The following is a 16,397-nucleotide window of genomic DNA, read 5'->3' on the forward strand; positions in this document are numbered from 1 at the left end:
TCTAAATGTTTTCATTTGATCACGGCAAATTTTCCAATTTTCTCTTTGCCCGTTAATTTCGATTTTATATGATATATATACATCCCTGCTGCTATCTCTAAATCTTCTTTACTTAATAAATCCCAATGGACTATCCCATTACTTGCCATATTCTCTACTTCTATCTCATCTACCATCACTCCACTCGCTGTGTATATCTTTATCTCACATTCTGACGGTATATGCGTAAACATTATCCTTCTTCGCTGATTTAAATACTTATTCGATACTGCTGCCTCCATTGAATTTGTCATTATATATGGATTCGGTACTACTTTTATTTTTTCCATATCTTCATTCAGAATTGACCCTTCTAATGCTCCTCCTCCATTTACAGTAAACTCTATCGAATCACTTGCTCTAAATGGTCGGTTAAATTCATACTTATATATATCTCCTGCTTTCGGTAATCCATTCTCATCTCTTACTTCTCTAAAATCTATCGCAAATACTGTCCCCCCCCATGATATCAATTGCTGTCCTCCTATTTCTCTTATCACTGCATGACCTACTAACACTTTATCTTCTAACATTTCATACGTCCCATTACCATTTATGTCTTCTACTACCATCTCTAAGGTATCTATCTTGCCTATTATCGCTAATGCACTTTGATTGGTTACATAATATGTAAATGTTTGATCAAATAAATAATTCGCTTCTCCGCTCATTTCTATATTATTTATTCCCGTTCTTTTATTTATCCTATTCCTATACGCTAATGGATTATCTGTAAATACTATTTGATACTCATATGGAAATCCATAATATTCAAAAAAACTTGACTCTATCCTTATATCTGATTTTCCTACTATCCACCCTGTACCTTCTTTATTCAAACCATTTTCTGAAAGCGTAAATGAATGATCATATGGGAAATAACCATTCATTTTATTCATCTTTAATTGTATTCCGTCAAAATTATTACTAAATATTTCATCTGATTTATAAAAATTTGTGTTAATAGATTCAGACATTCCATTTAAATATGCTGTTGTTAAATCATTTCGTTCAATGATATTCTGCATTGGATAATTATTTTGATTTTCAGAATACACAACAATATTGCCATCTGTTATATCATATACAGTTAAGCCATTATTAATAAATACAAAATCTAACGGACTTCTATCTCTTTCATTTTTCTTTAGATAACCCAACGTATCAACAGAAAATTTAATTTTGTACGAATGCCCGGGTTTGATTTGAGCATAATCAAAAACTGTTGGAATTACAGATGCATTTCCGAAATTGCTTGAAGGACTTAGAGTAATTGATGGATCTTGAAATCCAGCTGCTTTTTGATGTGGTGTTACTACAGCAATGTTTTTTCCCATTCTTATTATTTCTTCGGAGGAATCTAATTCAAACGTAATATTATTTTCTGTTGGTGATAACCCATCCCCAATTTCTGGAGCACCATAATCATAAGCAACTAACGCATAGTAATAAGTTCGACCATTCTCAACCTGATCATCAATAAAATAATGTCTAATACCAGAATCATCACCAAGATAATATTCAACACCCCCAACTTCGCCATAATCTGCGTTACCAAAAATATTATCAACCAAATCGCACTGAAATATTGGTTTTTTACTTGCCACGGAACCTTTATTATCTGTTATAACTTCAGAATCTTGAAAATATTTATCTGTTGAACGATACAATTTATAGCCTTCAAAATCATTTATATTTCTTAAGAACGGTTCGCGAGTTAGTTTCATAGAAGCATCATCCCATGTTAAAATAACCTTGCCGTCACTTGCAGTTGATGTTAATGTTGGTAAAACTGGAGGTTGTGCAAATCTATAATCTGCTTCATAAATTAGTTGAGTTGTTTTCTTTAATGTAAACAAATTAATGGCAGGATGTCCCGATGCCGATAATTCATGTAAATTTTCAAATGCATGCAAAAGTGCTATTGAGATTCTTTCCGTCCTACCCTTATAAAGCGCAAAAGTTGAAGATGTTGCTGCAAATCCTAATCTTTGTGGTTCAATACCAGTAAATTCTTCAAACACATGAGCATTTAAAAACTCATAACATGTTTCATCATCTGCATGAAACCAATTATTAGCACCTCGTTCTGTATCAGGCATTAATCTAAAAGTGGTTAAACCTAACATATCTGATTCGCTAATATCCGTTACTGCAAAATTTGGTTCACAACCAATTCCTTCAATATAATCCGGCACATGATTACACTCGCCTTCATCTGGGCCATCATAATTTAAATCGGCGGGACCAACTCCGTCTAAACCGACATCATCTCCAGAAGACTCGCCTTCTTCAAGTATCCAAAGTCCTTCACTATTTTTTTTAACGTAAGTTCCATTTCCATTAAGATCAATTCCATCTTGCCAGTCTTGATCTTCATCACCTTCAAAATGTTCTTTTAAGTCTATTTCATTTAAGTTATAAAATCCAAGGAATTTTGTTAAGTCATTTATATTATCATATGCTCCAATCAATCTTCCTGCAGAATTATCACGCTTTTCATCAATCAAACCATCATCGTCATTATCAATATTATCATAAGCAAGCCCTGGACTTTCTAAATAAGCTGTTGCAAAAACGCCGGGGACAATTCCTCCAACTCCAATGCCATCATAATCCCAGACGTAAACCATATCTAATTCTTTATTAAAATATCCTATATCATCATCTGGTGAGTGTTCATCACCTAATGCCATGTCAATATCATAACCAAATCCGCTAACTGGTAAATCATATCCAGAAATATTAGTTATATCAAATTCCCAAAATATTATGTCCTTTGCTTCAGGGTTGTTCCATTGGAATCCTCTTGTAGCAATTCTAATACCAAGTCCTCCCCAAGGATATCCTTTTTGTACTGTTACATCAGGATTTATATCTCCAATTAAAACACCTGGTCTTGGATAATATCTTGGCCCTTCAGTAATTAATTTTTCATCTGGATCATTTCTTTGAATAATTTTTTCTAAATCTTGTGCATCATTAAACACAAAGTAACTTTCGAGATCAGCATATTGAATTCCTCGTCCAAATCTGCCATTCCATTCGCCTTGCCATTTTGTTTCAAATCCTCTTGAAGGCCACCCTTCTAAAGGCCACGAATCAGATTTATTACTCATCGCCACAAAATCTTGACTTGGATTAAAATATCCTTTAACCGGTGTAAACTGCCATCTTATCGTATTATCATAGTTTGAATCATAATTCCATATCCAACCTGATTGGACAAAAGTTAGAGAATCTATATTTTGATTTGATCTTAAGAAACGTACTTCACTTAAATCAGTTACAGGTATAGAATCGTTTTTTACGTAAACTTTACTGAAAACAACCAAAGTCCCTACATCAATCATTCTAGTTCCGGAAAAATTATTTGGCCATTTACTATCTCGTGGATTGTTATAACCAAAACGGAAAATATCTGCTATTTGGCCGGCGTTTTTAAAGTACAATAATGCTCTATTTCCATTCATGTAACCTTCGCGTTCTTCTGAAATATCTCCAGCCGGATCTTCTGGTCCTTCGTAAAGTCTACCTTGACCTGTAATTACTAATTGAAATAGAATTAAAATTACAACAGATATTTTAATTTTAAACATTTTTTTCTCAACTTCTATAATCTGTTATTAACTTATTTGATCACGGCAAATTTTCCAATTTTTTCTTTGCCCGTTAATTTCGATTTTATATGATATATATACATCCCTGCTGCTATCTCTAAATCTTCTTTACTTAATAAATCCCAATGGACTATCCCATTACTTGACGTATTCTCTACTTCTATCTCATCTACCAGCACTCCACTTGCTGTGTATATCTTTATCTCACATTCTGATGGTATATGCGTAAACATTATTCTTCTTCGCTGGTTCAAAAATTTATTCGCTACTGCCGCCTCCATTGAATTTGTCATTATATATGGATTCGGTACTACTTTTATTTTTTCCATATCTTCATTCAGAACTGACCCCTCTAATGCTCCCCCTCCATTTACAGTAAACTCTATCGAATCACTTGCTCTAAATGGTCGGTTAAATTCATACTTATATATATCTCCTGCTTTAGGTAATCCATTCTCATCTCTTACTTCTCTAAAATCTATCGCAAATACTGTCCCTCCCCATGATATCAATTGCTGTCCTCCTATTTCTCTTATCACTGCATGACCTACTAACACTTTATCTTCTAACATTTCATACGTCCCATTACCATTTATGTCTTCTACTACCATCTCTAAGGTATCTATCTTGCCTATTATCGCTAATGCACTTTGATTGGTTACATAATATGTAAATGTTTGATCAAATAAATAATTCGCTTCTCCGCTCATTTCTATATTATTTATTCCCGTTCTTTTATTTATCCTATTTCTATACGCTAATGGATTATCTGTAAATACTATTTGATACTCATACGGAAATCCATAATATTCAAAAAAACTTGCCTCTATTCTTATATCTGATTTTCCTACTATCCATCCTGTTTTACTTTCGTTTATACCAGTAGACGGAAGTGGTTGGTTAACAGAAACAGGTAAGTATCCATTTAGGTTTTGAAGTGATAATTGAATACCTTCAAAATTATCTGTAAAAATATTATTCGGAGTATAAAAGTTTGCAACAACAGGTGTCGTAAGTCCATTTAAGTAATTGATATTTCTATCATCTCTGAAAATAATATTCTGTAATGGAAAATTTGAAATATCTTCCTTATATACTAATCTATCATTTTCACTTTTATCATAAACAGATAATCCGTTATTGACAATAACTAAGTCTAAACGACTTCTATCTCTTTCATTTTTCTTTAGATAACCCAATGTATCAACAGAAAATTTGACTTTATATGTATGACCGGGAATTATCTTACTATAATCAAATATTGTAGGAATTACAGATGCATTTCCGATAGTACTTGAGGAATTTAGAGTAATTGATGGATCTTGAAATCCAGCTGCTTTTTGATGTGGTGTTACAACCGCAATATTTTCACCCATTCTTATTATTTCTTCGGACTCATCTAATTCCATTACAATATTATTTTCTGCGGGAGCAATCCCATTCCCTATATCTGGAATGCCATAATCATAAGCAACTAATGCATAATAATAAGTACGTCCATTTTGAACACTTTCATCAATAAAATAATGACTAATTCCTGTATCATCACCTAAATAAAATTCTGCTCCACCAACTACTCCATAATTTGCATGACCTAATATCGAATCAATTAAATCGCATTGGTACAATGGAGTTTTAAACATCTTAATCCCTTGACTATTTGTAACTATTTCAGCATCAGAAAACAATTTATCAGATGAACGATAAAGTTTGTATCCTTCAAAATCATTTATATTTTTTAAGAATGGTTCTCGTGTTAATTTATCTGCCGCATCATTCCAAGTTAGAATTACTTTCCCATCTGCAGCAGTTGCTGATAATGTTGGAATCTTCGGAGGTTGAGCAAATCTATAATCTGATTCATAAATTATTTGAGCGATTTTTTTTAAGTTATATAAATTAGGAGCCTTATGACCAGGTGAAATTAATGTAGCAATATTTTCATAAGCATGTAACATTGCCTGAGAAATTCTTTCTGTTCTTCCTTTGTACAAAGGAAACTTTGAAGATGAAAATAATAGATCAATAGATGATGGATCCGTACCAGTAAATTCATCAAGCTGTTTTGAATCTAAATAGTTAAAAAATTCTTTATCATGAATGGGGTACCAAAAATTGGATTCTCTTTCAGAATAACTTGATAATCTAAAAGTGGTAAGACCTAACATATCTGATTCGCTAATATCAGTTACTGCAAAATTTGGTTCACAGCCAATTCCTTCAATATAATCCGGCACATGATTACACTCGCCTTCATCTGGGCCTGCATAATTAAGGTCTGTTGGGCCCACTCCGTCAAGACCAACATCATCACCAGCCGTTTCTCCTTCATCCGGAAACCAAAGCTGTTTGCCTTCATCAAAATAAGAATAATCACCATCGCTATTTAGATCATTCCCGTCTCTCCAATCTTGATCTTCATCGCCTTCAAAATGTTCCTTCAAATCTTCTTCTTTGAGATTATAAGCTGTCAAAAATTTATTTAAATCAGAAATATGATACATAGAACCAACTATTTGTCCGGCTGAGTTATCACGTTTTTCATCAATAATTCCATCGTCATCGTTATCAAGGGCATCATATGCAACACCAGGGCTTTCGAGAAATGCAAAAGCGAAAGATCCAGGAGTTCTTCCACCAACGCCAATTCCATCATAATCCCATGCGTATGCCATATCCAAATAAGTATCAAAATAGGCAATATCATCATCAGGACCGTGCTCATCTCCAATTGCCAAATCAGCAATTAGTGCAAATCCTATTGATGGCAAGTCATAATCAGAAATGTTTGAAATATCATATTCCCAAAAAATAATATCTCTTGCTTCGGGGTTATTCCACTGAAATCCTCTTGTTGAAACACGCAAGCCCATTCCACCCCAAGGAAAATCTTTTTGAACTGTTACTGTAGGATCAATATCACCAATCTTTAAATTTGAGCGGGAATAATATCTTGGACCATTTGTAATTAGACTTTGGTTGGGATCATTTCTATTCACAATATATTCTAAATCTTGTGCATCATTAAAAGCATAATAGCATTCTAAATCAGCATATTTTATTCCTCTTCCAAACCTACCATTCCATTCGCCTGGCCATTTTGTTTCAAATCCTCTTGAAGGCCAGCCAACTACCGGCCACGAATCTTCCTTATTACTCATAGCAATATAATCTTGTGATTCATTGAAGTAACCTTTAGCTGGATAGAATCCCCATCCAATGGTTGCATCATAGTTCTGGTCACCGCTTGAACCATAAGATTGAATAAAATAAAGAGTATCAATTTGTGCATTTACAGGTAATGATTCTAACTCAGTAAATGATGTAATTGGTGTTACAAAATCTTTTACAAAAACTTGTCCCATAACAGCAAGATGTGCATGGTCAATCATTCTTGTTCCCTCATAATTATTCGGCCATCTCGAATCACCAACACCTTTACTCCACCAATCTGCAGCCCTTCCAAAATTTTGGAAATAAAGCAGTACTCTATTTCCATTCATGTATCCCTCTCGTAATTGAGAGATATCACCTGCTGGATCTTCTGGCCCCTCATAAGGTTTACCTTGGGAAAAAATTTCTGAAGAAATAAAAATGGCAAGAAATAAATATTTAATAACTGATAATTTTATATTCATGTGATTTACCTTATAATAATTCATCATTGAATACTAAGTACTATAATTTAAGATGCAAACAAAATCTTTTTTTGACTTGGTAATTTTAAATCACTTACACGTGTAAGTTAAATAGAATTTCCATAAAAATAAAGCTTTTAAAAGTTAAAAGTACGTTTATCAAAAAAAATATTTTAAGAGAGTATAAGACTATTAAAAAAAAAAAATCAGAAATAAATTTCGATACTGGCGAATGACTTTATTTTATAAAAATATTCTTAGTAGTAATGATATAAATGATTTATAAGATCAAATCAATATTATTAATTAAAGTTAAACTTATTAATTTCTCTTGCACAATTGCGTAATTTTAATAAATTTTGATTTGAATAATCATTAATCAGATTTAAAGTCAATTTGGGATTAATTTTAAAAAGCGTAATTATTTTTTCTTCAAATTCCTTGTGTACTTTAAATATCTCATTTTCAATAAAATGATTTCTATTTTTAATTTTTGGATATAAATTATAATAATCGTTTTCAACAAAATTTACTGCATTCACAAAATCCCAATAGACATGATTGGAATTCATTTTAAAAGTTGAATCACTTGGATTAAAATGTAATTTCATGGCAAGCTCATAATCATAAATAGCAAACTCTTTAGGTAAACTAATCAAGCCTGAATAAAAAGGTATAAAAATATTTATATCAGGACGATAATAAGACAGCCAAATTAGATCACCAAATTCTTCCGGAATATCTTGGTTTAGCTTCGCAATGAAACTATATTGCGTAAATTCACTACAAATTGTTGCATGATTTTTTTGATGAGGGTTTCCATTTTTGTAAAAATTTGATGCATCTAAATTGCATCCTTCGTAATGATCTCTTAGGATTTCCATTAAATCTTGAACTTGTATTTTTTTATAAGGTTCAAACGAAAATGGAAAATCATTTTCAATTGAAAAATGATTTTTAGAAAGTAATGAAATCCCACGCCAAATTCTATGGATATTGCCTGGGTGATTTATTGATGTTTCTGCGGTATATGATTTAGCAAAATTAAATTCATTATCATCGCTTGGGTTAAACCAATCTTTCAAAATAGCATATGAAATTATATCATAAGATCCTAGAAAATTTACCGTATCTTTCAGATCAATTTTTCCAATTGTATAATAATTTGGTATTACAGCAATCTCATCATCGGGAACTCTTTGAGCAATCCAATGCTTACCATATACTGCCGATAAGACCCATGCTTCATTTTTATCCGCAAAAGTATAAGTTCGCCCTGATGAAACATATCCAAATTTATCAATTAAACTTCCGGCAATTTTAACACCATCTTTTGCACTTTTTGCCCTTTCTGCAACTAATCTTCTTAACCAATATAAAATACCACCATTAGTAGAATCTGGATTATCTTCTTTAGATGGACATCCATTAGATACAATAACAACACTTTTATCATTTATAAAGCTATCAGCAACTTTCATTCCAGGAAGTTCAATCCAAATAAATCCATTTGTTTTTTTTACTTGATTTATTTTTCCACCGTTACATAATTCAATAAATTCATTTTCTTTATGTTCAATCTGAGGTATTTTATATAGATTAACAATTTGCTTTCCATTATCATCTTCGTTGTGAGCCACTAAAACTGATCCATCTGATGATGCATTTTTTCCGACTACAATTGTAAAACAATTTAAATCAAACTGATTTTGAGAAAATATATTTGAAAAAAATAAAATCTCAAATAGAATGCTAATTGCAACTAATTTCATTTATAATTATGATAATTTGTTTAAAAACAAAAACCTGAATAGTCATTATATAATTATTGGATAATTCCTATTCAGGCTTAATTAATTTATTTAATTACAGCAAATTTACCTACTTTAACTTCACCTGTTCGTTTCGATTCTACATGATATATATAATAACCTGCGGCTATCTCTAATCCTTCGCTGCTGCGTAAATCCCAATGTACTGTTCCATTGGCTTCTGAATTTAGATCCCAACTATTTTCTCTGCCTGATACTGAATTATCTACTTCTATCTCATCAATTAGTATTCCGCTTAATGTGAATATACTTATCTTACATTGTGCTGGTATATGCGTAAACATTATTTGTCTTTTTTGATTCCTTTGCCAATTTGCTACTGCACTTTCCATTGTATTAGTTACTACATACGGATTTGGTACTACTTTTATCTTTTTCATATCTTCTTCTAATTTCTTTTCATCTAATTCATCCGTTATTCCCTTAACCGAAAACATTAAAGAGTCAGTAAAATGAAATCCTCTATAAAAATCTAAGCGATAGACATCGTTGGGTTTAGGTAATTCTGTTTCACTGATAACTCTCCTAAAATCGATAGTAAAAATTGTACCTGACCAAATAGTAAATTTTGTTCGTGTGTCGAATCTTGAATCACCGACAAGGATATAATCTTCTTTCCAATCATAAACTCCATTTGAGTTTACGTCTTGAACTATTAAATCCATCTTTGGATAATTTCCAGCACTATCCAAGAAAGTTTTATTTAATACTTTAAAATTAAATTGTTGATTTAATAAAGTATTTACTTTTTCTATTTCATAACCTTGATGATCCTCTAATTTTTTTAATAAGAAGTTTGTTCTAGTAGAATCATATACTCCTGTTTCATTCCAAACGATTTCATAATGCCAAGGAAAATATTGATATTTTTGACTTAAATTAATATTTAATTCTGATTTCCCTTCTACCCATCCGGTATTGCTCCAATTTATTTTTGGGAAAACTGTTGGGAATGTCATTCTTAAACGTAAACCTTCAAATAATTCTGTAACTATTTCCCTTTCTGCAGTAAGAGCTGTTATTGATTCTGTTTCAAGTGAATCAAAATTTGACCCGGATACATCGTTTTTCGTCTCTAAATAAACTAAAGAGTCTCCTAAAGAAACATCATAAACTTGAATTTCATCATTATAAAACCTTAAATCATAAGGACTACGATATCGAGCGTTTGGTTCAGCATAACCGCGTTCTCTAACATTCATTTTTAGTTTATAAGTGTGACCATCTTGAATTTTATTAGGATCAAATAGATCAACTTGCAGATTTATAAGTTTTGCAGCATCAGTTAACTCACCTTCAAATGTTGCACCTTCACTCGGATATCCTGCTGATAGTTGATGCGGTTGCACTACTGCAACGTTTTTAGAAATTCTTTTTATTTGTTCATTTTCATCAATTTCTAAAACGAATATATTTTCAGAAGGTGAAATATTTCTGTCCGGTAATCCATAATCATAAGCAACTAAAACATAATAATAAGTTCTTCCATTTTGAACGGTGTTATCAATGAATGAATGAGTTATTCCTTTATCATTTCCTAAGTAATATTGAATACCATTAATTTCTCCGTAGTTAGCGAATCCATATTTTCCATCTATTAAATCACATTGGAAAATTGGTTTTTTTAATGTCGGTGTACCGTAACCATCAGTAATTACTGTTGGATCTGCAAAATATGGCTCAGTAGAACGGAAAATTTTATACCCTTCAAAATCGTTTATATTTTTTGCAAATGATTCTCTAGTAAACCTATCTGCTTTATCATCCCAGCTCAGATATACTTTGCTGTCACTCGGATTAGCAACTAATGTTGGCATAATTGGGGGCTGTGCGAATCTATAATCTGTCTCATATATTGCTTGAACAATTCTCTTTAATTCAAAAAGTGCAGGTGCATCATGAGTATCAGAATTTAATCCAGCTAAATTTTCATAAGAATGAAGTTCAGATATTGATATCCTTTCTGTTTGACCTTTCTTTAATTCAAAAACTCCTGAAGCAAATTGTTCAACAAAATTTTGAGGTACCATTTGTGCATCATCAAAACCGCCTGCTGAATGTAATCTCCATAAATTCTCATCACCTCCAACTCCATAAAAATCTCTCGACCAGTTAAAAATATACTTGAATGAAGTTAGACCTAACATATCAGATTCGCTAACATCTGTTTCAGCAAAATTTGGTTCCGCAATTCCTTCTTTTCTATCCGGTTTACCATTTGCTTCTGTTCCATCTAAATCAGGTCCTTCATAATTTAAATCTGTAGGACCAACCCCATCTAAACCAACATCATCTCCTATTTCTTCTCCATTATCATATTTACCATTATTATTGGCATCAGTCCATTCATTCCAATCTTGATCTTCATCCGCATCCCAATGTTCTTTTAGATCACTTTCTTTTAAACTGTAAAACTTTAGAAAATCTGATAAATTTGTTATTCCATCATAAGGACCAATTTTTTGAACAGCATCATTATCGCGCTTTTCATCAATCAAACCATCGTTATCGTTATCTATAAAGTCATCAGCAACTCCAGGGCTTTCTAAAAATGCTAATCCAAATACACCAGGTTCTTTACCTCCCCCAACTGGTATTCCATCCAAATCCCAAGAATAGCACATGTTAAGTTCCTTATTAAAATATGCTATGTCGTCAGCACCTTCTGATGATTCGCCGCCTACAGCATTATCTGTGTACATACCAAAATACATTCCGGGTATATCATATTCCGAAATATTTGCAATTCCATATTCCCAAAATATTGCATCTTGAACTGCTGGATTGCTCCACTGAAACCCTCGGGTTTGAACTCTAATTCCAACACCTCCCCAAGGGAAACCTCTTTGAATTGTCACATCTGATTTTTTATCACCTATCATCACATCGGAGAATATCTCACCACTTGATCCATATACTCTTCTTGGAAAATATTTAGAACTTGCTCCATGTGCTAAATATTCTTGATCTTGTGCATCATTCACAACAAAAAAACTTTCCAAATCAGCTTTCATTACTCCACGCCCAAATCTTCCATTCCATTCTTTTGCCCATATTAATTCATTCCCCGCAGCAGGCCAGCCTAATGAGGGCCAAGATTCTGGTAAATTACTCATAGCTGGAGTTTCACTTTGTTCATTGAAATATCCAAATACTGGATAAAAGCCCCATTCTACAGTACCTGCAGGATTTCTATCCATGTGTTCTCTGTAACTTGATTGACAAAAATAAAATGTATCTAAATCTGTTCTTGTTAAAATCTCAGATTTATTTGTAACAGGAATAGAATCATTTTCTACAAAAACTCTTGCACCAATAAGTAAACAAATTCCATCATGCATTTTTGTTCCATCAAGTGTGTTTGGCCATTTATTTACAAACCAGTTTACGTGATCAGCAATTTCGGTTGTGTTTCTGTAAAACATTAAAACGCGATTGCCATTCATCCATCCAGATCTTTCAGCTGCAATATCTCCAGCGGGATCGTCTGGGCCTTCATATGGGCGACTTTGTGAAAAGATAGCATTACTATAACCTATTAAAAATAGAATAGTTAAAATTAAAATTCTTGAATTTCTCATTATTTTTCCTTTAACCAAAATTAAATCAACTAATTATATTTTTTAACTTATCTTTTATTATTATTAACTAAATTATTTAGATCTTATACATTATTTAATTACAGCAAATTTACCTACTTTCACTTCACCTGTTCTTTTCGATTCTACATGATATATATAATAACCTGCGGCTATCTCTAATCCTTCGCTGCTGCGTAAATCCCAATGTACTGTTCCATTGGCTTCTGAATTTAAATCCCAACTGTTTTCTCTGCCTGATACTGAATTATCTACTTCTATCTCATCAATTAGTATTCCGCTTAATGTGAATATACTTATCTTACATTGTGCTGGTATATGCGTAAACATTATTTGTCTTTTTTGATTCCTTTGCCAATTTGCTACTGCACTTTCCATTGTATTAGTTACTACATACGGATTTGGTACTACTTTTATCTTTTTCATATCTTCTTCTAATTTCTTTTCATCTAATTCATCCGTTATTCCTGTAACAGTAAACATTAATGAATCAGAGTGATGAAAACCTCGCATAAAATCAATCCTATAGACATCGTTGGGTTTTGGCAATTCTGATTCAGTGACAATATTTTTAAAATCTATTGAAAAAATTGTACCTGCCCAAAGATAAAGTTTGTTTCGTGTATCGAATCTTGAATCACCGACAAGGATATAATCTTCTTTCCAATCATAAACTCCATTTGAGTTTACGTCTTGAACTATTAAATCCATCTTTGGATAATTTCCAGTACTATCCAAGAAAGTTTTATTTAATACTTTAAAATTAAATTGTTGATTTAATAATGTGTTTACTTTTTCTATCTCGTTCCCTTCATGATCTTCTAATTTTTTTAATAAGAAGTTTGTTCTAGTAGAATCATATACTCCCGTTTCATTCCAAACAATTTCATAATGCCAAGGAAAATATTGATACTTGGGACTCAAATTAATATTTAATTCTGATTTCCCTTCTACCCATCCGGTATTTTCAGGATTTATTTTGGGATAAGTTAAAGGTATAAGCCTCATCCTCAAACGTAAACCTTCAATTAAATCGGTAACAATTTCACGTTCGTTTGTAAGTGCTGTAATTTCATAAACATCAAGAGTATCAAAATTTGATCCTGCTAAGTCTTTTTTAGTCTCATGATATACTAATGAATCTCCATTGGTAACATTGTAAATTCTTATTCCATCATTATAATATAGAATATCATAAGGACTTCTTAATCGTGCATTCGTCTCAGCAAACCCAGCTTCATGTACATCTAGTTTTAGTTTGTAAGTATTACCGTTTTTTATTTTACTAGGGTCAAATAAGTCAACTTCAAAATCAATAAATTGTGCAGCATTGGTTTTTTCAACAACATTAGTCTTCCCTTCATTTGGAAAGCCGGCAGCAAACTGATGCGGTTGCACTACTGCAACATTGGGCGAAATTCTTCTAACATTTTCATTCTCATCAATTTCAAGTATAAACGTGTTTTCTGTGGGTCCAATTTGTCTGTCAGCCAAACCGTAATCGTATGCAACTAGAACATAATAATAGGTTCTTCCATTTTGAACATTTTCATCAATAAAAGAATGGCGAAGTCCACTATCATCACCTAACCAATATTGAATACCGTTAATTGTGCCGTAATTTGCAAAACCTTTTCTATCATTAATTATGTCACATTGGTAAATTGGCGATTTGAGTGTGGGAGAGCCAAATCCATTTGTAATTATTGTTGGATCTGCCAAATATGGATCAGTTGATCTATATAACTTATATCCTTCAAAATCATTTACATTTTTTGCAAAAGCTTCTCTTGTAAATTTATCAGCTTTATCATCCCAACTTAAAAATACTTTACTATCACTGGGATTTGTAATTAATGTCGGCATCAAGGGTGGTTGTGCAAACCTATAATCAGTTTCATATATTAATTGAACTAATCTTTTAAGCTCAAAAAGTGCGGGGGCTTTATGAAGTTCAGAATTTAAACCTTCTAAAGATTCATAGGCATGCAGTTCAGACATCGAAATTCTTTCTGTTAAACCTTTCTTAAGCTCAAACACTCCAGATGCAAACTGTTCGACAAAATTTCTTGGATCCATTTGTGCATCATCAAAAGGATTTTCAATTGATGTGTGCAATTTCCATAAATTCTCATCGCCTCCAACTCCATAAAAATCTCGTCCCCATTGGAAAATATATTTGAATGAAGCTAATCCAACCATATCCGATTCACTAATATCTGTTTCAGCAAAATTTGGTTCTGCAATTCCTTCTTTTCTATCCGGTCTATGATTTGCTTCGGTACCATCAGAATCAGGACCTAAATAATTTAGATCAGAAGGTCCAACACCATCTAATCCAACATCATCTCCCAAATCTTCACCATCGTCATAAATTCCATTATTATTTAAATCATTCCAATCATTCCAATCTTGATCTTCATCAGCATCCCAATGTTCTTTGAGATCGCTTTCCGTTAGGCTATAAAAATTTAAAAAATTGGATAAATTAGTTATTCCATCATAAGGTCCAATTTTTTGTAATGCATTGTTATCTCTTCTTTCATTTGTTAAACCGTCATTATCATTATCAGCATTATCAATAGCAATTCCAGGACTTTCTAAGAAAGCAAGTCCGTAAACTCCGGGAGCTTTTCCTCCGCCAACAGGAATTCCGTCCAAGTCCCAAGAATAGCACATATTTAATTCAAGATTATAATATGCAATATCATCAGCGCCATCAGAAGATTCTCCGCCAACTGCATTATCCGTATAAAGACCAAAGTACATATTTGGTATATCATATTCAGAAATATTTGCAATTCCATATTCCCAAAATATTGCGTCCTGCACTGCTGGATGGCTCCACTGAAAACCTCTTGCTTGAACTCTAATTCCAATTCCTCCCCAAGGGAATCCATTTTGAATTGTTACATCTGATTTTTTATCCCCAATTTTTACATCAGAAAAAACACCTCCGTTACCATCATAAATCCTTCTTGGGAAATACTTAACAGTATCTTCCGTTCCAATATATTCTTGATCGTGTGCATCATTTACAACAAAATAACTTTCTTGATCGGCCTTCATTACGCCACGTCCAAATCTGCCATTCCATTCTTTAGGCCAAATTAATTCATCACCAAATGCTGGCCATCCCAATGGAGGCCATGAATCAGGTAAATTACTCATCGCAGGAGTTTCACTAAGCTCATTAAAATATCCAAACACTGGATAAAAGCCCCATTCAATTGTACCTGAGGGGTCCTTATCCATATGCTCTCTGTAACTTGATTGACAATAATATAGTGTATCAAGATCTTTTCTTGTAAGAATTTCTGTACTGTTTGTTACGGGAATAGAATCGTTTTCTACAAAAATTCTTGCTCCAATTAGTAGGCAAATTCCATCATGCATTTTAGTACCATCAAGAGTATTTGGCCATTTATTAACAAACCATGTTTGATGATCTGAAATTTCTGTTGTATTTCTATAAAACATGAGAACTCTATTCCCAGACATCCACCCGGTACGTTCAGCCGCAATATCTCCCGCAGGATCATCAGGTCCTTCATAAGGGCGACTTTGCGAAAATAAATAAATGTTATAAATAGAAAAGATCAATAAAAAAAGAAATTTTACTTTTATTATCATATTTAGTAAACCTTGTTTCAATAAATCAAAAAATTA

5 protein-coding genes are annotated in these 16,397 nt (G+C 32.5%); all 5 read right to left on the bottom strand.

Translation table 11 applies throughout. From position 1 onward, the window contains the following. Positions 1–11 precede the first annotated feature (11 nt). A complete protein-coding gene (locus IPH62_17355) occupies positions 12–3,638 on the bottom strand; it encodes a hypothetical protein (GenBank protein ID MBK7107043.1) in 3,627 nt (1,208 codons plus the stop codon). Between the two features lie 32 nt (positions 3,639–3,670). Beyond that, positions 3,671–7,297, bottom strand: a complete 3,627-nt coding sequence (locus tag IPH62_17360) for a hypothetical protein (protein ID MBK7107044.1) — start codon at positions 7,295–7,297, stop codon at positions 3,671–3,673. Between the two features lie 302 nt (positions 7,298–7,599). Continuing rightward, on the bottom strand, positions 7,600–9,069 hold the full coding sequence (locus tag IPH62_17365; protein ID MBK7107045.1) for a C69 family dipeptidase: 1,470 nt from the start codon (positions 9,067–9,069) through the stop codon (positions 7,600–7,602). Positions 9,070–9,155: 86 nt separating this feature from the next. Next, entirely contained in the window at positions 9,156–12,710 is a 3,555-nt protein-coding gene (locus IPH62_17370; GenBank protein ID MBK7107046.1) for a hypothetical protein, read from the bottom strand. A gap of 90 nt (positions 12,711–12,800) precedes the next feature. Next, entirely contained in the window at positions 12,801–16,361 is a 3,561-nt protein-coding gene (locus tag IPH62_17375; protein ID MBK7107047.1) for a hypothetical protein, read from the bottom strand. Between the last annotated feature and the right edge of the window lie 36 nt (positions 16,362–16,397).

It is taken from the genome of Ignavibacteriota bacterium, from assembly GCA_016708125.1.
Classification (GTDB): domain Bacteria; phylum Bacteroidota; class Ignavibacteria; order Ignavibacteriales; family Melioribacteraceae.

Coding starts and splice junctions, on each gene's coding strand:
- IPH62_17355 (MBK7107043.1), bottom strand. CDS start 3,638: ATGTTTAAAATTAAAATATCTGTTGTAATTTTAATTCTATTTCAATTA.
- IPH62_17360 (MBK7107044.1), bottom strand. CDS start 7,297: ATGAATATAAAATTATCAGTTATTAAATATTTATTTCTTGCCATTTTT.
- IPH62_17365 (MBK7107045.1), bottom strand. CDS start 9,069: ATGAAATTAGTTGCAATTAGCATTCTATTTGAGATTTTATTTTTTTCA.
- IPH62_17370 (MBK7107046.1), bottom strand. CDS start 12,710: ATGAGAAATTCAAGAATTTTAATTTTAACTATTCTATTTTTAATAGGT.
- IPH62_17375 (MBK7107047.1), bottom strand. CDS start 16,361: ATGATAATAAAAGTAAAATTTCTTTTTTTATTGATCTTTTCTATTTAT.